General features: G+C 38.1%; 18 protein-coding genes. 11 read left to right on the plus strand and 7 right to left on the minus strand.

What is annotated here, in order from left to right:
* Nucleotides 1–10 precede the first annotated feature (10 nt).
* Nucleotides 11–2,098 (minus strand): phage tail tape measure protein, encoded by a 2,088-nt coding sequence (locus LS68_RS08210; RefSeq protein ID WP_034370002.1) that lies wholly within the window; start codon nucleotides 2,096–2,098, stop codon nucleotides 11–13.
* Between the two features lie 68 nt (nucleotides 2,099–2,166).
* On the opposite strand from LS68_RS08210, the gene LS68_RS08215 reads away from it, so the two are divergent.
* From LS68_RS08215 to LS68_RS08225, 3 genes are all read left to right on the plus strand, one after another.
* Entirely contained in the window at nucleotides 2,167–2,511 is a 345-nt protein-coding gene (locus LS68_RS08215; protein WP_138091382.1) for a hypothetical protein, read from the plus strand.
* A 298-nt stretch (nucleotides 2,512–2,809) separates the two neighbouring features.
* Nucleotides 2,810–2,989 (plus strand): hypothetical protein, encoded by a 180-nt coding sequence (locus tag LS68_RS08220; protein ID WP_138091384.1) that lies wholly within the window; start codon nucleotides 2,810–2,812, stop codon nucleotides 2,987–2,989.
* Complete coding sequence (locus LS68_RS08225; protein WP_277872322.1) at nucleotides 2,976–3,992, plus strand: glycosyltransferase family 8 protein; 1,017 nt, start codon at nucleotides 2,976–2,978, stop codon at nucleotides 3,990–3,992. Before LS68_RS08220 ends, LS68_RS08225 begins: the two co-directional genes overlap by 14 nt.
* A gap of 80 nt (nucleotides 3,993–4,072) precedes the next feature.
* Here the strand turns inward: LS68_RS08225 and LS68_RS08230 are convergent, their stop codons facing one another.
* Nucleotides 4,073–4,657, minus strand: coding sequence for a hypothetical protein (locus LS68_RS08230; protein ID WP_034369853.1), 585 nt, complete (start codon nucleotides 4,655–4,657; stop codon nucleotides 4,073–4,075).
* Nucleotides 4,658–4,746: 89 nt separating this feature from the next.
* On the opposite strand from LS68_RS08230, the gene selA reads away from it, so the two are divergent.
* The 8 genes from selA (at nucleotide 4,747) to LS68_RS08270 (ending at nucleotide 14,492) form a co-directional block, all read left to right on the plus strand.
* The gene (selA, locus tag LS68_RS08235; protein WP_052100171.1) at nucleotides 4,747–6,138 is read left to right on the plus strand and encodes an L-seryl-tRNA(Sec) selenium transferase; all 1,392 of its coding nucleotides are present in this window, start codon (nucleotides 4,747–4,749) and stop codon (nucleotides 6,136–6,138) included.
* On the plus strand, nucleotides 6,122–8,038 hold the full coding sequence (gene selB, locus LS68_RS08240; RefSeq protein ID WP_138091388.1) for a selenocysteine-specific translation elongation factor: 1,917 nt from the start codon (nucleotides 6,122–6,124) through the stop codon (nucleotides 8,036–8,038). The genes selA and selB overlap by 17 nt, the downstream gene beginning before the upstream one ends.
* Nucleotides 8,038–9,165 carry a cysteine desulfurase gene (locus LS68_RS08245; protein WP_138091390.1) on the plus strand — a complete coding sequence of 376 codons (1,128 nt, stop codon included), beginning with the start codon at nucleotides 8,038–8,040 and terminating at the stop codon, nucleotides 9,163–9,165. Before selB ends, LS68_RS08245 begins: the two co-directional genes overlap by 1 nt.
* Nucleotides 9,166–9,175: 10 nt before the next feature.
* Nucleotides 9,176–10,426, plus strand: coding sequence for a molybdopterin molybdotransferase MoeA (locus LS68_RS08250; RefSeq protein ID WP_034371847.1), 1,251 nt, complete (start codon nucleotides 9,176–9,178; stop codon nucleotides 10,424–10,426).
* Nucleotides 10,427–10,435: 9 nt separating this feature from the next.
* Nucleotides 10,436–10,852 (plus strand): universal stress protein, encoded by a 417-nt coding sequence (locus LS68_RS08255; RefSeq protein ID WP_034371844.1) that lies wholly within the window; start codon nucleotides 10,436–10,438, stop codon nucleotides 10,850–10,852.
* 32 nt (nucleotides 10,853–10,884) lie between these two features.
* Nucleotides 10,885–12,504 (plus strand): conjugal transfer protein TraF, encoded by a 1,620-nt coding sequence (traF, locus tag LS68_RS08260; protein WP_052100414.1) that lies wholly within the window; start codon nucleotides 10,885–10,887, stop codon nucleotides 12,502–12,504.
* Nucleotides 12,505–12,612: 108 nt separating this feature from the next.
* Nucleotides 12,613–13,386 (plus strand): glycosyltransferase family 2 protein, encoded by a 774-nt coding sequence (locus tag LS68_RS08265; protein WP_034371839.1) that lies wholly within the window; start codon nucleotides 12,613–12,615, stop codon nucleotides 13,384–13,386.
* Nucleotides 13,383–14,492, plus strand: coding sequence for a glycosyltransferase family 4 protein (locus LS68_RS08270; RefSeq protein WP_138091392.1), 1,110 nt, complete (start codon nucleotides 13,383–13,385; stop codon nucleotides 14,490–14,492). Before LS68_RS08265 ends, LS68_RS08270 begins: the two co-directional genes overlap by 4 nt.
* A gap of 15 nt (nucleotides 14,493–14,507) precedes the next feature.
* Here the strand turns inward: LS68_RS08270 and LS68_RS08275 are convergent, their stop codons facing one another.
* The 5 genes from LS68_RS08275 to rpsU all read right to left on the minus strand — a co-directional run bounded on the left by LS68_RS08275 (nucleotide 14,508) and on the right by rpsU (nucleotide 20,039).
* On the minus strand, nucleotides 14,508–16,310 hold the full coding sequence (locus LS68_RS08275) for a phosphoethanolamine transferase (protein ID WP_138091394.1): 1,803 nt from the start codon (nucleotides 16,308–16,310) through the stop codon (nucleotides 14,508–14,510).
* The gene (locus LS68_RS08280; protein ID WP_138091396.1) at nucleotides 16,307–18,232 is read right to left on the minus strand and encodes a phosphoethanolamine transferase; all 1,926 of its coding nucleotides are present in this window, start codon (nucleotides 18,230–18,232) and stop codon (nucleotides 16,307–16,309) included. The genes LS68_RS08275 and LS68_RS08280 overlap by 4 nt, the downstream gene beginning before the upstream one ends.
* Nucleotides 18,229–18,963 carry a hypothetical protein gene (locus tag LS68_RS08285; RefSeq protein ID WP_034372206.1) on the minus strand — a complete coding sequence of 245 codons (735 nt, stop codon included), beginning with the start codon at nucleotides 18,961–18,963 and terminating at the stop codon, nucleotides 18,229–18,231. Before LS68_RS08285 ends, LS68_RS08280 begins: the two co-directional genes overlap by 4 nt.
* Complete coding sequence (locus tag LS68_RS08290; protein WP_052100461.1) at nucleotides 18,960–19,709, minus strand: ABC transporter ATP-binding protein; 750 nt, start codon at nucleotides 19,707–19,709, stop codon at nucleotides 18,960–18,962. The genes LS68_RS08285 and LS68_RS08290 overlap by 4 nt, the downstream gene beginning before the upstream one ends.
* A 117-nt stretch (nucleotides 19,710–19,826) precedes the next feature.
* Nucleotides 19,827–20,039, minus strand: a complete 213-nt coding sequence (rpsU, locus tag LS68_RS08295; protein ID WP_034372203.1) for a 30S ribosomal protein S21 — start codon at nucleotides 20,037–20,039, stop codon at nucleotides 19,827–19,829.
* Nucleotides 20,040–20,170 lie beyond the last annotated feature (131 nt).

The following is a 20,170-nucleotide window of genomic DNA, read 5'->3' on the forward strand; positions in this document are numbered from 1 at the left end:
CCTTTAAAACTTAATCCTCATAGCTATAACTATTGCTTGCAATAGCTCTAGCGACTTCATTAGCATTTGCACTTGTTGTGATATAAATCGTTTTGTTATCATTGATTTGCCTACTTTGCGCGGAGTTATAGAAATTTTGTGCGTTTTGTTGCTGCGAAGCTATCGTGCTATCGACTAAGCCTTGTGTGCTAAGAGCTGGGGAGAGTGAATTTATAGAATCTTGGGAATCCGTAATGCCTAAAAAATCACTAACTGCCCTCGCTCCACTTAGCACCTTGTCAATCCCTTGAGCGATAAAGCCAAATACCCCTTTAAACCACTCTATGATAGGCGACATTGCCTCTTTTATCCACTCCCACACCGCGACTAATCGTGGCGCGATACTCTCCCAATTCTCCGATACATAGGAAATAGCCACGCCAATGCCTACCATCAATGCCCCTATGCCTGTGGCGATTAACGCTCCTCTCACGCCCCACATACTCATTTTAAAGATTCTAGCAAACCACTGCGTTGTAACGCCCCATGCTTTTGTAGCGAGATTTGCCATTTTGCTTACTACAATGTGAGTTTTTGTAGCGACACTTGAAGCGATAAGAGCAACGCGATGTTTTGCAAGAGCTAAGGTATTGCCTATGGTAGTAAATCTCAATGCAATAAAAGATTTTGTTAGGGGATAAGTAAAAAGTGTCAATAAGGCACTTGCACTCTTTACAGCGATAATAACTACTTTTAAACCAACAAGCGCAACTCCTGTCCAACTTATTGCTCCTGTTATAGCAGGGAATCTCTCTAACCACTCTGCAAATTTACTAGCCACAGAAGCGGTCATTTTCATAACCTTTGCTAGAGTCGGCAAAAAGACACTTCCTACAGCATTAGCTATCCTAGTAAAACTATTTTGCATTAATTGTATCGCATTTGCAGTAGTATTACTCACTTCATCAAATTCCTTTTGCATTGAGCCTAAATAATTCTCTTTATTTGCCACAAGCCCTAGAATCTTATCAAATTCCCCCATATTTGCAGTAATTTGTGCTATTTTGGGTCCCGCCTCTTCTCCAAACATATCTTTAAGGATTCCAATTTTTGCACTCTGCTCCACTCCCTCGATTGACTTTAACACCTGCCTTAAACCTTGCAAGGGATTATCACTCATCATTTCTTTAAGTTCCTCCCCACTTAAGCCTATTTTGCCTAGCGCACTTTGAAATCGAGTTGTGCCACCATCAGCATTCCCCAAAACACTTAGCATTTTATTGATAGCCGTCCCCGCTTGGTCAGCTGGAATCTTCATATTAGCAAATGCCCCTGCTAATCCTGCAGTCTGCTCGGCACTTAAACCAATCGTTTTTGCCATACCTCCAATACGCCCTAATATTGCTACGACTTCTCTAGGACTTCCTGCACTCTTTGCCCCGATATAATTAATCGCATCGCCTAGCTCTTTTACTTCATCAATGCCTATGCCCATTTTTTTCATAAGCCCTGCTATGGTATCCCCTGCCTCGCTTGTATTCATATCAAAGGCAGTGCTCATTTTTGCCACGACATCAGTAAAGGGGATAAGTATATTTTTCTCTAATCCTAGTTGCCCCCCACTTGCCACGATTGCGGTTAAATCTTTAGCCGCTAAAGGAATAGTTTTAGTTAGCTCCCAAATTTGGTTTTCAAATCCCTTTAGCTCCTCTTTGCTTGCAAAATCTACGACTTTTTTGACATCTGCCATTGAGCTTTCAAACTCCATAGCTACAGAGATAGGTTTGCCTACTATACTTTTAAAAGAAGCATATGTGCCAAGTATTTGATAACGCATAGAATCTATTTTTGCATTCGCTGCACTCAAATCTAAGTCCAATTTTACTCTCATTGCCTCTTTTAATTTCTTTTTCATCTCATTAATGCTTTGGGTAGGTAATATAGGTCCCTGTAATGATTTACCTATCTTAAATTCTGTGTTTAGTTTATTTTTTAAATTTTTCAAAGGTGCATCGATGGTTTTACTTAGAGCCTCACTCGTATCTCTAGTAACTTTATCAATAGCACTTGATAATGCACTCATCTCGGGAATTAGTTTTAAAGTAAGCTGTGTTTGCATTTTGAAAATCCTTGTGTTATAATGAATGTATTATAAAATGTTTAAGCCCCAAGCTTTAAAGGAGGTTTATGATGAGTGATTTTGGAAATAAAATAAACGACTTCTTTAAATATAAATTCGAAGAGATTTTTAGCATTATCGCTATTCTTGGCTGTGGTGCTTCCCTAGTATGCTTTGTGATTGATTTAGTCTTTGGCACAGAGTGGGCTGGATATGTATTAGTGGGCTTTTTCTTTCTTCTCCTTGCCTCTATACTTGTCGTTCTTATTGGGGGAATAATTACATATTACATTTATGAGCTATTTCTCGGTTGGTGGTTGGAAGATTGGCTAAAATGGAGAAAGAAAATTCGTGAAACAAAAAAGCTAGGTGATGCTAGGATTGCCAAACTCCAAGAAAAACTCCAAAGCTAAAGTCAGCACGAATCTACAAAAGCAATATAAAGAAGAGATGTTAAATCTTTAAAACAGCAAGGTAAGAGTTCTTTATGATTACTGGGGACAGATTGGGGACAATATAAACATTAAAGCCTTACACAAGGCATTTAAGCCCATAAATATAAAGTCCCTTCCTCTCTGCCATAGATTCTAAAGCATCAAACTTAAATCATCACTCATCATATTTTAGCCTACCTTATAGCCTCCAAATCCTCTATTTTATGGTATTATTCATTTCATAATATTCTCACTTCATAAAACAAAAGGAAGTCAAATGCTACACATAGTCTTTAACGCTGATGAAAACTACATCAAATACACCGCTGTGCTAATGACAAATATTATTGCATACACAGACACATCAAGAGATTTTTCAAGTTTTAGCACAGATTCTATTTTTCAAGCAAACAAAGTAGATACTACTACCCCCCCCCCCCATTATACATTTAGATAAATTTTCACAGCAAAATAATACAGAATCTTCAAACGAGCATGAAGGGTATTGCTTTCATATTATTAGCGACTTTATTTCGCAAGATTCTCTTCATAAATTAAAACTCTTAGAATCTAATCTCAATCAACGCTATCCATGCCAAATCAAAACCCACATCATCGATGATAGCATATTTCGTCCATATAAAAAGTGGGGCTTTAATGGAGACAAAAGCTATAGTGCATATTATCGTTTGCTCATCGATGAGATTCTGCCAAGTGAGGTTACAAAGGCACTTTATCTTGATACTGATATGCTTGTATTGTGTGATATAAGAGAACTTTTTGCGCTTGATTTAAAGGGCAAGATTCTAGCTGCTTCAAATGGCTTTAGCTCACCATTTAGCTGCACTCTAAATTTTAAGGCTAGAGATAGTGGTAAAGATTTAGTTACACAAACAAATCAGTATTTCTGTTCTGGTTTATTGCTGATTGATATGGAGCAGTGGCGGAAGAATGATATATTATCCAAATGTATCAGTTTTCTTGAAAACTATATCACCGATTTTGCTAATCAAGATGCGATTAATGTTGCGATCACTGATTCATTTATCCTGCCTCCACACTATGGACTCTACCTTTATCAATATATCATCATCAAACACAATCAAGAAGAGACTATCAAACTACAAAAAATTATGAAGCATATCAAAATCATTCACTGCAATGGTCCTGCTAAAGCGTGGAGCAGCTTTTTTATAAGGCATAGTGATGCGATGCAAACATTTGTCGCCGATAGATGGTGGGATATGGCACAGAATACTTGTGGCTTTGAGGAAGAATTCAAATTAAGAAAATTGATTCTTGATTACTCCAAAGAAAGCATCATACAAAATGACGAACACATCAAAACCCTAGAGCACAATATCTCTAAGCTTGAGGAGCAAATATGGCGATTAAGACACCCCTATAAATATCGATACAAAAAACTCTGCAGAATCTTAAAATCGCGCTTTGTGCGTTAATCAATTGTGATGACTTGATTTTTCCATTTTTTGCAATGCAGTAGATTCTCACCTTGTCAGAATCTAAGCTTAAGTCTTGTTTATCTTCTTAAAGCCTCACATTCACTATGCAAAACCCCTTGCATATCATAAAAATAATCACTTCCCAGCCCATCTTCTGTAATGGTATGCTGTATTTTCACACCATTTTCAAGCTCAAACTCCACTACGCCACCAATACTTGCGCTACCTGTAGTTGCAGTCCTGACAGCTAATACACTGCCTTTAGGCAAAAATGGCTTTTGTAAAATCACTTTGCCATTGAGCCTAAAATCCCACATACCCTCGCTATTAGGAAACCAATCATCAACACTCCCCTTATCGTCTTTCTGTGCCAATACGACAAGATTTTTAATCGGTGTTTCAAAAGTATAAATCTCCGCTTCTTCCCCCCATGATAAAGCCTCGACATAGATTGCAGAAGGATACAAAGCAGTGATGATGCTTCGTATTGTTGAATCTTGAGCTCTTTCAGACAACCACAGATTGCTGATATGTGCAGCATATACTTTGGTAGCTATTTGTTCGGGCATAAAGCATCGCTCCTCTGCCTTAGATTCTATAAAAATTACAGAATCTACCATCACACAAATAATCATTGCGTATATTAATTTTCTCAATGGCATTGCAGAATCCTTATTTACCTGTTGCCAAATTTTATTCAAAAATTTATAAATTTAAAATATGGTATCATTCGTTTTATTAAGGAGACGATATGCGCCATTTACTTAAACTGCTCCCCAAAGTTGATACATTGCTTTCGCATCAAGACTTGCAGAATCTACCTCAAGCCACACTTAAGCGTGTCATCACTTCTACATTAAACACTTTGCGTGATGAGATTCTTGCTCAAAAGATTGATGAAAATCAGCTACAAATCCGATTAGAGCAGCTTGTCCCTACGATTAAGGCTCAATGCAAACTTGCACAAGAGCCTACACTAAAGCGTATCATCAATGCTACCGGTGTGATTTTGCAAACAAATTTTGGACGAAGTATCTTTTCTCAAAGCCTACTTGATGAAATCACACCTTTTTTACAAAGCTACCACACACTTGAATACGACCTACATACGGGCAAACGCGGTGAGCGATACATTCACACGAAAGAGACATTATGCGAGATGCTAGGTTGCGAAGATGCTCTGCTTGTCAATAATAACGCCTCTGCAGTGCTTTTGATTCTTAACACCTTTGCTCGGAATAAAGAAGTCATCATCTCACGAGGAGAGCTTGTCGAGATTGGCGGGAGCTTCAGAATCCCCGAAGTGATGAAATGTGCCTCTAGCATTTTACGCGAAGTAGGAAGCACCAACAAAACGCATCTCAAAGACTACCAAGAGGCTATCAACGAGCAAAGCGCAATGATTATGAAAACTCACCAAAGTAATTTCAAACAAATAGGCTTTGTGCAATCGTGTGATATGCGCGCATTGACACATCTTGCGCAGGAACATGGCTTGATTGATTACTATGACTTAGGGAGTGGGCATTTAGGGGTGCTGGATTTGCCCAATGAGCCCAGTGTCAAGGAGATTCTCAAGCACAAACCCTCTTTGATTAGTTTCAGCGGGGATAAACTGCTCGGAGGTCCTCAAGCAGGCATTATCATTGGAAAAAGTGCTTTGATTAAACAACTCAAACAAAATCAGCTTTTGCGTGCGTTGCGTGTGGATAAATTCACTATTCTAGCCCTTGAAGCGACACTCAAAGCCTACAAAGAGCGGCAATGGCATAAAATCCCTACTTTAGCAATGCTGCAAATCCCTCAAGAAGCACTGCAACAAAAAACACAATCCCTCTATGAATCGCTCAAAAATATCCCACATATTCAATGCGAAATGATCAATCTTCAATCAATTGCCGGAGGAGGAAGCTTACCAGAAGAGACTTTTGCCTCTTTTGGTGTCTCACTCTATCACACACAGATTCCCACCAAAACCTTAGAATCTCTATTACGCGAAAAAGGCTTAATCACCTCAACCAAACAAAACCGCATACTCCTTGATGTGCGCACACTTTTAGAAGACGATGAAAAGCGCATTGTAGAGATTCTAAACCACATTGCACATCAAGAAAATAAGGGAAACAATGACAGATTCTCATAATGACTTAATTGTAGGCTTAGCAGGGCATATTGATCATGGTAAAACGACACTGATTAAAGCTCTCAATGGATTTGATGGCGATGAGCTAGCAGAAGAAAAGCAAAGAGGTATTACGATTGATTTAAGCTTTTCTCATCTCACTCTCCCCTCTCGCAATGTCTCTTTTATCGATGTGCCCGGACACAATAAACTTGTCAAAAATATGATTGCTGGGGCATTTGGGATTGATGTTTTGCTCCTTGTCATTTCTGCTGATGATGGTATTATGCCTCAAACCACAGAACACTTGCAAATCGCTGATATGCTAGGCATCACACAATGTATTTGTGTCATTACCAAAATCGACAAGATTCAATCACAACCGCCCTCCTATCTTCAGAATCTCCAGAAAAATATCACAAGCCTTTTTGACACATTAGATATGAATCTCCACGCGATGATTGAAACCTCCCTCTTGCCTCACGCACAAGATTCTTATCATAACACGCCTATCAATCGTCTTAAATCCTTGCTTGATCAGATTCCTAAACCCTCCAAACGCGACTTTGGTTTGTTTGTGTATTACATTGATCGTGCATTCAGTATCAAAGGGGCAGGTTGTGTCGTTACAGGAAGCGTCCTAAGCGGACAATGCGAAGTCGGACAAAAACTCTATGTCTATCATCATGCTCAAGAAGTCAGTGTCCGCGCCATACAGATTCACGACCAATCCTCGCCTATTGCGACTCCTTCTCATCGTGTCGCCCTTAACCTTAACAAAATCAATTACGACATCTTGCAACGAGGCGATCTCATCTCACAAAAAGGCTTTTTGCGCGGATTTGATCAAATTGATGTGGGATTATTTGCATTTGAAGACAATATCTTTCAGCACAACGCGCATTATCAATTCTTTTTAGGCTCACGCAAAATAAATGCCAAGCTTTGCTTACTCAATGCCCAAACAAAAACACATTCTTATGGCTCAAAGACGATGTATTTTGCCACACTCAAATGCGATGAGCCTGTTTTTGGTATTTTCTCTCAACATTTCATTTTACGCAACGAGAGCCTTAATGTCATCGGAGGGGTGATTCTCAATCCCATCATTGATCCGATTAAGAAAGAACAACGGATTGTTTTACTCAAAGCACTTGCAAAAAATGACTTTAGCAGCGCATTTTCACAACTCTCATTAATTCATAAAAAAGGCTTTGGGCTTGTGAGCTCCACGCAACGCTTTTGCTTAAGCCACGCACAAAGCCTTGAAATTGCACAAAATCTTGATGCAGTATTTGTCGATAAAAAATCACTTACCCTTTATCCACTCTCACAGCTTGAATTGCTGAAAAATGCGATTCTTGAGATTTTCGCACGCAATAAATCCGCTCTCTTATCAGCCCAAAGCCTTACTTATAAATTCAAATGGGCAAGCGAAAGTTTTTTGCAAAAAGCACTTGATGAGCTTGTTTGCGAACATTTTATCGAGCAAAATGGGAGCTTATATATTTCCAAACATTGCCAAATCAAAGATATTAAAGCATATCTTCAAGATAAGATTTATCAGATTTTACTTTCACAAGACACTGCACCTCTTGCACCCTACAATATCTATGATATGCTTGATATTGACAAAAAAGCGGGTGATGAAGCCCTAAAAGCCCTTTGTCAAGCACAAAAAGTCGTGAGAATCACACACAATGTTTTTATCACGCATTCTTCTTTGAATGCACTTATCGAACAAATGCGCGATATTATCCGCAAACATAGCTATATTGATGTCGCAATACTCAAAAATTACACGCAGCTATCACGTAAATATCTTATCAGCTATTTAGAATATCTTGATCAATTTGACGATATACAAAGCAGCGATAATAAGCGATTTTTCAAATATAATCCTCCTACAAAGAATCCCTAATGCAAAGCACTCGATTAGATTTCCTCGCAAATTTTCCTCAAAATCAGCAGCTTAACGCTCTGTGTAAAGATGTGTATCCTCATTTTAACGCCCTAAATCCTGCGATAATCCAAACACTTCAAGAAGATTCTGTGCGCCTCTCACAACGATTAGGCAAGGCACATTGTGAGATGTTTAGATTCAGTGCGGGGGATTTTTTGTCGCTTTTTTGCGCACTCTATGCGCATCAATATAAAATCGCTCTTTGCCCAAGCCTCCACCAGCAAAGCTTTTATGCAGGCAAACTTTTTGAGAGAATTGCTCCTGATGCGCTTTATTGGATTTATCTTGGCCAAAAAGGCACATTAAAATCAAGCGGAGAAAATAGTATAGAATCTGCCATAAAAGCCGGTGCAAATGTCTTTTTTATCCCTTTAATCAATCAAGATATTTTGACAATAAATCCTATTGAATCTTTGCTCAAAACGCTTCAAACGCATATCCCTGATTTTATCGCCTTTATCGATATTTCTATGCAATTAAGTTTCTTAAATACACAGATACTTACTTCTCTTATGCGTATCAATCACCCACAGATTCTGTGGCTTGTCAATGCTGAAAACATCGGGCTAGCCCCTTGCAATGGCGCAATGTTTTTTTCCCAATCTCTTTATGATGACAAGCGTCATACGCGACTTTTGGAGGATATATCCGCTTTAAATCTGTGGCAAGAACATTTCTTTGAATCTTTTGATTGTGCACTGATGCAGATTCTCGCACAAGAGCCTATCGTTGATTCAAAACATTTGTTTTACCAAACCCTCCAAAGACATTTAGGTGAGAATCTAGACACTTTCGCATCTCTTGATGACACACCGCCAAATGCCCTGCCTTTGAGATTGAAAAACATCAAGGCACGCACACTCATTCAAGCCTTAAGCGTGGAGCAAATCTTTGCGATTAATGGGCAGGATTGTCTCTTTGGTAAGGCTAAACCCTCTTTTGTCTTACAAACAATGGGCTATGAAGAAAAACATTGTCGGGAGCTTTTAAGCGTGAGTTATAGACATCTTGAACCTCATCAAATTGCAATTATCACGCAAAAAATCGCCTTTGCATATCACCAAATTATCCAACTCCACCTTTAAAGGACACATAATGGAATCTGTCAGTTTTACTCAAGCTTTTGCACTCGTTCAAAACATCACAAAAAACTTCTCTCATGCCACACAACGCACTTCGCTTTTTAACTCTGCCAAACGCATTATCGCTGAAGATATTATCGCTTCGCGCCCTTTACCACCGCTTGATACTTCAGCAATGGACGGCTATGCGATATTACTTGATGATTGGGGAAAGCAATGCGTGTGTGATGGGAAGATTCTCGCAGGTGATAATGCCTCGCAATTCACACTCACTCAAGGACACACTTATAAAGTGATGACGGGTTCAATGCTGCCTTTACATACGCAAGCTGTTGTGCAGTTTGAATGGACACAACCGCTTGAAAATAATCTCATCGCCATTCCCGCATCAATAACGCACAATCCCTCTATCACAATGGGACAAAATATCCGCTTTAAAGGTGAAGAAATCAAAGAAGATTCTGTCCTTGTCTCAAAAGGACAAAGGCTTTCTCATCTTGATCTTAGCCTGATTGCCTCGCAAGGAATAAATGAGATTCTCACTTACAAACCACTAAAAATCGCTGTCTTCTCAAGCGGTGATGAAGTGATTGAACCACACGAATTAGCCCTCCCTCATCAAATCTACAACACCAATGCCACAAGCATTATGACTTTGCTACAAAAATACGCTTATGATTGCGAATACAAAGGCATTCTTAGTGATTGTAAAGAATCTTTACAAGCCGCGCTTGATGACTTAAGCCAATATGATGTGATTATCACAAGCGGGGGTGCGAGCGTGGGCGATGCGGATTTACTCAAAGAAACACTGCTTAACAATGGGGCGACATTTATTTTTGATGGTATTAATGTCAAGCCGGGTCGTCATCTAGCGATTGCTCAATGGAAAGATTCTATCGTCATATTGCTTCCGGGTAATCCTCTTGCGCTTTTACTGCATTTACACACTTTAATTTTGCCTCTTTTAGAATCTCTGCAAGGAGGTGTGAGAATCTATCCTCAATCTTTCACGCTAACGCTTGATTCAGAGCTTAAACTCAATCCAAATACGACTTCGATTGTTTTAGGCACTGCGCATAAAGATACTTTTCATCTCTATAATCGTGGCAAAATTGGCTCAAGCTCTCTAGGCAATATGCGCTGCAATAATGCAATTGCTGTCTTTAATAATGTCGAGTATGTGCGGGCTGGAGCGAAAATCAATGTCCTTTTATACAATGCCGATTTTTGTGATATAATGGATTTTGTAAATCATTCTTAAGGAGCAACGATGACAAAGCTATTATTTGGTGTAAGCGATACGCAAGAGTGTAGAAGAGCTATCCAAACGATTATCAAATTTTTTGGACATCGTGATGAAGTCGAATTAACACTTTTGCATGTAACACCTGAAATTGTCGTATATGCGGAGAGTGGCATTGTGGATTATGGCACAATCGAGAATATTGAGAATGAAAAATCCAACAATATTCTTAGCGAATTTGAACAATCCTTCAATAAAGAGGGTATTATGTGCCAAAAGATTCTCAAAACCGGGAATCCGATTGATGTCGTTTTAGAAATTGTTAATAATTACGATTTACTTGTTATCGGAGCAAGTGAATCTTCACTCTTGCATCGTATTTTTAATTCTCATCAAAATAGTTTTATCAATTCTTCGCCGATTCCTGTTTTGGTGGCGAAATAATTGCATATTGCGATAATGGTAATGGGGGCTGAATGTTTGCAAAAATATGTGTTTGGGGAAGTTTAGGATTAGTTTCTACATTAGGAGCTTTAGAATTTGGATCTATGGGCAACACCTCTGCGGGAATGGGAGGAGCTGGAGTGGCTCTCAAACATTCTGCTTGGGGGCTTTACTACAATCCTGCACTTCTAAGCTCTGACCCAAAAGTCAAAATCGGATATTCACTAGGTCTAGGCTTGAAAGAGCGCAACCTCGCTCCATTAGCTGATATTGATGTCAAAAATATGCAAAACACAGCCGAAAGACTAATCGACACCTTTAGCAGTGCTGGTGGAGCAAATCCAAGTCAATTTACCGGTATCGTTCAAGACGCCTTAAATTCTGTATTGGCAAGCTCTGGACAAGTCCCTAGTAATGATATTAATCAAGATTTACAGACTTATTTACAAAGTGTGGGAAGTGATTATTCCGCATTAATTGGGGCGATTCAAACACAAGTCCAGCAAAGCAATGCGCTCACTGCTGAACAAAAAGCATTACTACAATCTATCGCAGGAAATATAGAATATGACAATCTCCAATTCGATACAAGCAAACTTCTCTCATCAATCACCATTGATAAAGGCGGTGATAAAGGATTAGACAAAAGCATCAATGATATAGCCACAATCCAAGATGTGCTTAAAAGCAATCACCTCAACGCAGTAAGTCAAAATGGTGTAATCTTGCAAATCTCAAGCAAAACATTCAATGAAAAGCTTGGCTCATTGGGTGTGGCGTATTTTGGTTCGGTATATTCAAGTATCTCTATCAGAGCAAATGAAGACAAATTGCGTCTGATTATCAACGGCGGGAATGGCTATTATGAATTAGTCAATAATGGCAATAGCTATGCTTTGACACAAAGCACAAAAGATGATTATGAGAAATATTCGATTATTGCTTCATTGCAAACCAATAATGACGAGTCGCATAAGCTTATTGCCACAAGCTTTATCTTGTCTGAAATCCCTATCGGCTATGCGCGGACATTTTATCTCAAGAGGGGTAATGTCAATATAGGGGTTGTAGGAAAATTGATGAATGGCATCACTCACCAAAATAAAATGAATATCACTTCAGATACAAACTTTAAAGAAGAGCTTACACGCTTTGCTTCACTTGATAATGCAATTTCATCAAATACTTACGGAATCGATGTAGGTTTGCTTTATGAGCTTGATTTGCCTAAATTTCGTTACCTCACGATAGGTGTCGTAGGAAAGAATCTCAATTCACCCTCATTCAAATCGACCTTTAACGACATCACTATCAAGCCTCAATATCGTTTCGGTATAGGCTACAACTCAAAATTTATCAACCTCGCCTTTGATGCGGATCTCGCTCCTAATGACTTACTTGCTTTTAGTAATATCAAGCAACAAAGCCAAATGATAGGGGGCGGTGTCGCTTTAGATTTAAAAATCTTAGACTTGCGATTAGGAGCGATGAAAGATTTGCGTCAAGATACAGGGCTTATCCTTACAGGTGGGCTAAATCTCTTTGGATTCTTAGATGTATCTGTGCAAAGCAGCACAACTTTCACTCAAGTCAATTCATACAAAGTCCCTCAATACTTTAATCTCCGAATCGGCGGAAGCTTTAGCTTCTAGCCCTTATATTGTATTGGGAAATTGACTTTAACCTGCCTAATCTTGCACAAAAATTTCTAGGCTTTTGGTAAAATACTTTCACAAAACCTATTGTGATATGGAGTTCTTATGAACAATCTTTCTTCTATCAGCGTTACAATACTTGCTAAAAATGCCCAAAAGACGCTTCAAGAATGCCTTGAAGCCTTAAAAGATTTCGATGAAGTCATCTTGCTTGATAATGAAAGCTCCGATGACACGCAAAGTATCGCTCAAAGTTTCCCTAATGTCAGAATCTACACAAGCGCATTCATCGGCTTTGGTGCGTTAAAAAATCTCGCAGTGAGTTATGCTAAAAATGATTGGATTTTAAGTATTGATTCTGATGAGATTTTAGAAGAGAGCACAAAACAAGCACTCACTACAATGACTCTCCAAACAAATACAATTTACGCCCTCCCGCGTAAAAATCTCTATAATGGAGAGTGGATAAAAGCCTGTGGCTGGTATCCCGACTATGTATGGAGACTTTTTAATAAAAATTTCACGCGTTTTAATGATAATGTCGTGCATGAAAGCGTGATAATCCCCCAAAATGCGCAAACACTCAAATTACAAAGCGGCATCAAGCACTATGCTGCATCAAATATAGAATCTATCATTGCCAAAATGGATCGCTATACAACCTACTCCGCACAACAGAAATACAAGCAGGGCAAAAAGACGAGTATGTTTGGGGCAATTGCACGATTCTTTGTAACCTTTGCCAAAGATTATCTTGTGCGTGGAGGATTCAAATACGGCTACAAGGGCTTTATTGTCGCTCTTTTGAACGCTAATGGTGCGTTTTTCCGCTATGCTAAACTCTATGAACTTCACAAACAAACAAAAGAGAGAGAATGAAGCGTCTTGTCATCACGCTTAAAGACATTACAGAAACCGGCGGGGGCGAGAGGGTATGTGCCAACCTCGCTAATGCCTTAAATCAAGTAGGCTATGATGTAGAAATTATAAGCTTTTTTGCACTCCATAACGACATATCCTATCAATTAGATAAAAATATCAAGATAACCTTTCTATCAGGCAAATCCCCAAAGACCAAAAACTCTATAAAAAAGCTTTTTTATAAAAGCATCTATCGCTATTATCTCTGTCATAAGATTAATAATATTATCGCAGATTCTAAACCAGATGCGCTCCTAGCAAATGATGGCTGGTATATCCCTCCCAAAAAAGCTTGTAACACACAATATGTGCGATTATGGCATTTAAACGCTCCTCAAAAAATGAATACAAGAAAAAGGGTGATTTTTGAGCGATTTTCTACCTTAGTTATCCTCTCACACTATGAGCTTACCACTTGGCAAAGCTATCATCAAAATATCAAAGTCATTCCCAACTTCTTGCCCTATATGCCAGAATCTAGCACAGATTCTCATCAATGTAGAATCTTATCCGCTGGGCGTATGGATAAAGGCGATCAAAAAGGTTTTTTAAGACTAGTTGATATTTGGGAAGAAGTGCAAAATAAAATCAAAAAACAAGGCTTAGATTCCCATCTCTTACAATGGTCATTAGTGATAGTAGGCAGTGGTAAGCTCAAAGAACAAATAGAATCTAAAATAAAAGCAAAGAATTTATCAGATTCAATAATCCTAAAACCTTTCACAAAAGATATAGAATCACAATACTTAAGCGCAAGTATATACGCTATGGCAAGTCATTTTGAAGGCTTTGGTATGGTGCTAGCTGAAGCAAGCAGCTATGCCTTGCCTTGTATCGCTTTTGATATTGCCACAGGACCAAGTGATATTATAGAATCTAATGTAAGCGGCTATCTTATCAAGGATAATGATATAAATAGCTATGCAGAAAGGCTACTAGAGCTTATGAGCAATGAATCTAAACGCAAAGCAATGGGCAAAAAAGCCAAGAAAATCATACAAGACAGATTTAGCAAAGAGACTATACTGCCATTATGGGAAGAAGTGCTTTTTAATAAAAAATAAACAAATTGGCTCTAATCAATGCTCCAGATTCTCTTGTTTTGGTGTGGGTATTTGCATCAATTCCTTATCATAATCTTTTAGATTACTTTTATCTCCTACTTTACGCATTCTTTTATCTAAGAGGCTTTTATCAAGGCTTATAATACTTCTTTGTGGCTCATAGCCCTTAAGGCTGATCCCTGCTATATCAAGCAGAGTATGGATTAAATCATCATTCATATAGCGTTGGTCTTTGGCTTGTTGGATTCTCTCATAAAGCATAGGGTGTTTGTTTATAAAAGTATCGCTTACATAGATGATAAAGGGGATTTCAACCATAAAACGCGAGATTTTAGAATCTGAATGTCCGATGAAGTCTCTAAAGTCATAGACTTCTTCTCCATGATCGCTCAAAAATAACACCAAAGAATCAGAATCTTTAAATTGTTTAATAATCTCACTGATGACAAAATCCCCATAGAGAACGGAGTTGAGATAGGCTGCTAGTGTGGATTTATGGGCAAATGTGGGCGCGATTACATTCTCACTATGGAAATATTTAAAATCTACCGGATAGCGACTTTCATAACGCGCATGACTGCCCATAAGGTGCAAAACTATAAAGCGATTTTCTGTGGGGGGGGGGGATAAGTATAACTGAAGCATGGGGAGCAATGCCCCATCGTGTTTGGTCAAATCAAGACTATCGCCCACATTCACAAACTCTACCCTATCAGCCCTCTTAAGGATACTTGCAGCGGCATTACCAAAGAGAGAAACTCCCTCCTGATTGGAGATACTTAAGGTCTCATAGCCTCCGAGTTTAAAGGCATCAATGATATTGAGATATTCATACCATTCCTTTTGTGTGGATTGAGATGTTTCATCTTGCAATGTCGCTATGCCTTGAGAATCTTGATTGGCAAAAGTGAGGGAAAGTGAGAGAGATTCATGCGTTTGAGCATGAGGAGCAATCACATCATTAAAGACAATAAGATTCTCTGGTTTTGTGTGCTTGAGTTGATCTAAAAGTGGCGTTGTAGGTAAAGGATAACCATAAAGACTTAGTTTGTTTCTTTGAGTAGATTCTCCGATAATCAGCACGATATTATCAATAGGATTTTCTGCTTTTTCTACTTGAAGTGTTGAAGAGAGGCTATCGAACTTGGCATTCAATGTTTTGTATTCTTCAATGAAAGCTTGAGTCTTACTCAAAGCGCGATGAAATGAGTGAAATGTATGATAGAGTATGTCAGAATAGCGTAACATAGGGCTTGATGGACGCAAGTGTGCAACATGAGCACCTATGACAAGCAAAAATAAAAAAGCATATATCCATTTCAAAGAGCGTAAAGTATGCAAAGGTGGGGGATTAAGCCTATAAATACCCCATACAACAAGAAATGAAGCAATACAAATGAGACAAAATGTAAGATTGAAGTATGTATGTAAAAATTCTATGCTCTCTTGGAGATTTGTCTCTAAAAATACGATGATAAGATACGAATTAAGCGGTGTATCAAAGGTATAGAGTAAAAATATCTCTACAACATAGCATACTACACTGCCTAGCAGAATAATACCTAAGAGAAAATTTTGTAAGAAATAAAAATGAAGCAAATAAATGAGATAAAATAACGCGATATAGCTTACAAAAAACATTATTATTCTGTATATAAAACTTAACATATAATACATATCAAAATGTGCTTGTAGCACTATATAATGTGAGAAAAATAGCACAATAAAGTTAAGTGCAAAGGTGGCTAAAAATGTCCGAAAAAATCGTTTATCATAAAATGGATTTTGCAGTATCTTGCTTAAAATATTCCCTATCATTCCTCTTCCTTGTGTCGCTCAATATGGCATAACCCCTGCTCAATGTAGCTTTTTTGCTCTTTTAACTCCTTGTCATAATCTTTTGCGTTGTTTGCATTGCCGACAATGCGTTTGCGAGAATCTAAAAGCGTTGTGTTTGCACTAAAGATACTGCGCTTTGGCTCAAAGCCTTTCATTTTCACACCGGCAATATCCAAAATACTATGAATCAAATCATCATTCATATAGCGGTGATTTTGCGCTTTTTTGATACGTTGATACAATGCACGATGTTTGGAGATAAATTCATCAGAGACATACACCATAAAGGGGATTTCAACCATAAAACGCGAGATTTTAGAATCTGAATGTCCAATGAATGAACGCCAATCATAAATCTCCTCGCCATGATCGCTAAAAAAAATCACAATAGAATCTTTATCTTCAAATCGCTTAATAATCTCACTTAGGACAAAATCCCCATAAAGCACGCTATTGTCATAATGCGCATTTTCTTGCGTGGATTCTGATGGGATTGTGCTCGGGCTAGGTGAATCTCCACCTTGCGGCGTATCTTTTATGGCTTCGCTGTCAATTTGGCAAAGCATATCTTCAGGCTCAAAGTGAGCAAATTCTGTCGGATAGCGATTATAATATTTGGCGTGATTACCCATTAAATGCAAAGCAAAAAACCGCCCAAAAGACGATTTGGTGGGATTTTTATCTTGACTTGATTGCAGATTCTCTTCAGGAGATTCTATATAAGAATCAAGTATTTCCAAAATACTCTCGTCAAATTTTGTCGTGCTCATCTTGTCATTGACATTCACAAACTCCACTTCATCGGCGCGTTTGAGGATTGTCGCGGCGGCATTACCAAAAAGACTAACCGGCTCTTGATTGGAAATACTAATGGTGTGATAACCGCCAAGCTTTAGAGAATCTATCAGATTAAGGTATTCATACCATTCCTTGAGCGGTGGGGTGGGATTGGCTTTCTTTTTTGATTTGGGTAAAGGCAAAGTCTCTATACCTTGTGCATTATCTTGATTGGCAAAAGTGAGGGAAAGCGAAAGAGATTCGTGTGTCTGGGCATGGGCAGAAATCACATCATTAAAAATCAAAAAATTATCAGGCTTTTGGCTTTTAAGCGATTCTAAAAGCGGCGTAGTCGATAGTGGATAACCATAAAGGCTAAGTTTATCGCGTTGGGTGGATTCTCCAATCACCAAAACGATATTGCCAATCTTTTGCTTGCTGGGCTTTACCTCAAGACTATGAGCGAAACTATCGAATTTTGCATTGAGCTTTTTATACTCTTCAATAAAGCCTTGCGTGCCATTTATCGCGCGATAAATCTGCTTAGTATAATTATAAAGCATATCCGACCAATCTTCGTTTAAGGGCTTTGTGTGAGTGAAAATCATTACAGCAAGGATAGTAAGATTGACAAAAATCACAGCTCCTAGAATCTTTGGCGAGATTAACACAGGCTTGATAAGACGCCACAAAATCACTATCGCCACCGCGCTAAGGGCATAGATTCCAAAAAGTGAGGCATCAAGATAGTTTGCTAAGAAATCCTTGCTTTCTTGAGGATTTGTCTCTAAAGCCACAATGACAAGATAAGAGTTGAGATTCGTATCAAAATGATGAAGCAAAAAAGCATCAATCACAAAACAAACACCGCTAAGTGCAAGAATCACACCAACAAATAAATAACACAAACGCTTAGGCAAAAAACTAAGCGCATAAAAGACTAAAAAATAACTCGTAATAAAAAGCAATTCGCGATAAAAAAATGAGCTAAACCAATACAAATCCCAATGTTTAGTATAGACAAAATATTGAGAACCAAATAAAATAAGGGTGTTAAGGAAGATTAAAAGGACATAGCTTTTGGCTAAGAATCTATCGTTTAAAACCCTGCTAAATGTAGTCATTCCAATTCAAGCTTATAAATGATCAAAAATCGTGCGCCAAGATAGAAAAGAATACTAAACACCACATCAAGTAAAAGGGACAAAGAGCTATTGTCAAACCATATCATAAGCGCATTTTGCTCAAAGTCTGAAATAATGATTGAAAAACCAAGAATCTTTTTGATGATAAAAATCACAAGAGCTAACAAGAAGCCCTTAATAAATACAAAGGAACGCACTTGAAGGGCATTTAACAATGCAGTAATAAAAAGAATAAAACAAATCCAAAAAATAGTCGAAATCGTGTGATAAAACACAAAAGAATCCACAAATGTTTTGGGAGATACATTGCGTCCATTATCGACAAACATAATGATAAATTGTCCCAAAATGATTCCAGCAACAATCCAAAATGTATAAGTAAAGATTTTAGAAAGCAAAATCGCATCAAGACTCACAGGAAGTGTCAGCGTAAGGTATCCTTGTGCGCCAAAAATCTCACGCCAAAAAGTATGAAATACCCGCAAAACTAAAATGACAAAGAAAGCAGCAAAGCTTGCGACACTTATAAAACCAACCACTAGCTCAAGCCAATCAAAGCTACTAAAAAGCACAATATTATTGCGGTCTGGGACAATAATAACAAGACAAAAACAAACCATACCTAAGACATAAGTAAAAAGCAAAGACTTTGCACTTGATAAAAGCTCATATTTGAATAAATTGAAAAAATCTCTTAGAAAGCCTTTCATAATGCCTCTCCGTATTGTGATGAGATTTGCTGCTTTTGGTTGATTTTTGCCTTAAAGTCGCTTTTAAATGCTTCCTCAAGATGAGGTTGGTCAGCAGAAATGATGCGATCTATACTCTCATAACGCAAAATTTCTCCCTCGTAGAGAAAAATCGCATCATTCAGAATCTTCTGTGCATCGTGGATAAGATGTGTAGCAAGCAAAATACTTGCATCAGCATTTGCATAGCGAGAAATCAGCTCAAAAACTTGCTCACGCGCTAGAGGATCGACTCCCGCAATCGGCTCATCAAAAATATAGATTTTTGCGCGGCGAGAAAGCGTGAGAAGCAAGTGAAGCTTTTCGATTGTGCCTTTAGACATTGATTTGACTGGGCGATTAGTGGGAATCTGAAGAACATTGATGATTTCTTTAGCTTGTGTGCTGTCAAAGTCTGCATAAAAAGTCTCGAAAAACTTCACGCATTCAAACGCATTCATTGCGGGATTAAGGATATTTCTATCAGGCAAGTAAGCCACGATAGACTTTGTTTGTATGCCGGGTTTGAATCCGTCAATATAAACCTCTCCTTCATATTGTTGCAAAAGCCCTACGAGAATTTTAATCATTGTTGTTTTACCACAACCATTAGGTCCTAATAATCCGACTATCCGACCTTGCGGAATCTCTAAATTCACATTTCTAAGAGCCGTAACATTTTTATAAGTTTTAGTGAGAGAAACGATACGAACGAGAGGAGAGTTCATCGCAAATCCTAATTTTATTTTTTATGATTATAGTGAAATAAAAGCAACGATTAAGCAATTGTGTCAGTAAAAAATGAAGCGAAGTAAATCAAATTACGCTTAAAGCGCAATTTGATTTTAGAGTTTAGATTCGTAGCGTCTAAGCATATAAAGTCGTTTGAGCATTTTCTTCTTAGCGTTGATTTTTTGTTTTTTACGCTTTTCAGTTTTTGATTCAAAAAACCTTCGAGCTCGCACCTCTGTTACAACAAGATTTCGATCTGTTTGTTTTTTGAACTTTCTGTATGCTTCTTCAAACGATTCACCTTCTTTAACTTTGATACCGGGCATCTAATCACCTACTTTCTTTAAAATGTAAAAAAGATTCAGATTATAACAAATTTTATTTAAATTTGAAGTGAGTTTTAAGGATTTTTAGCTAGAATTTCAAATTTAGATCGTTTAATTGATTTAAGAATACA

The organism is Helicobacter sp. MIT 05-5293 (genome assembly GCF_000765665.2).
GTDB lineage: Bacteria > Campylobacterota > Campylobacteria > Campylobacterales > Helicobacteraceae > Helicobacter_C.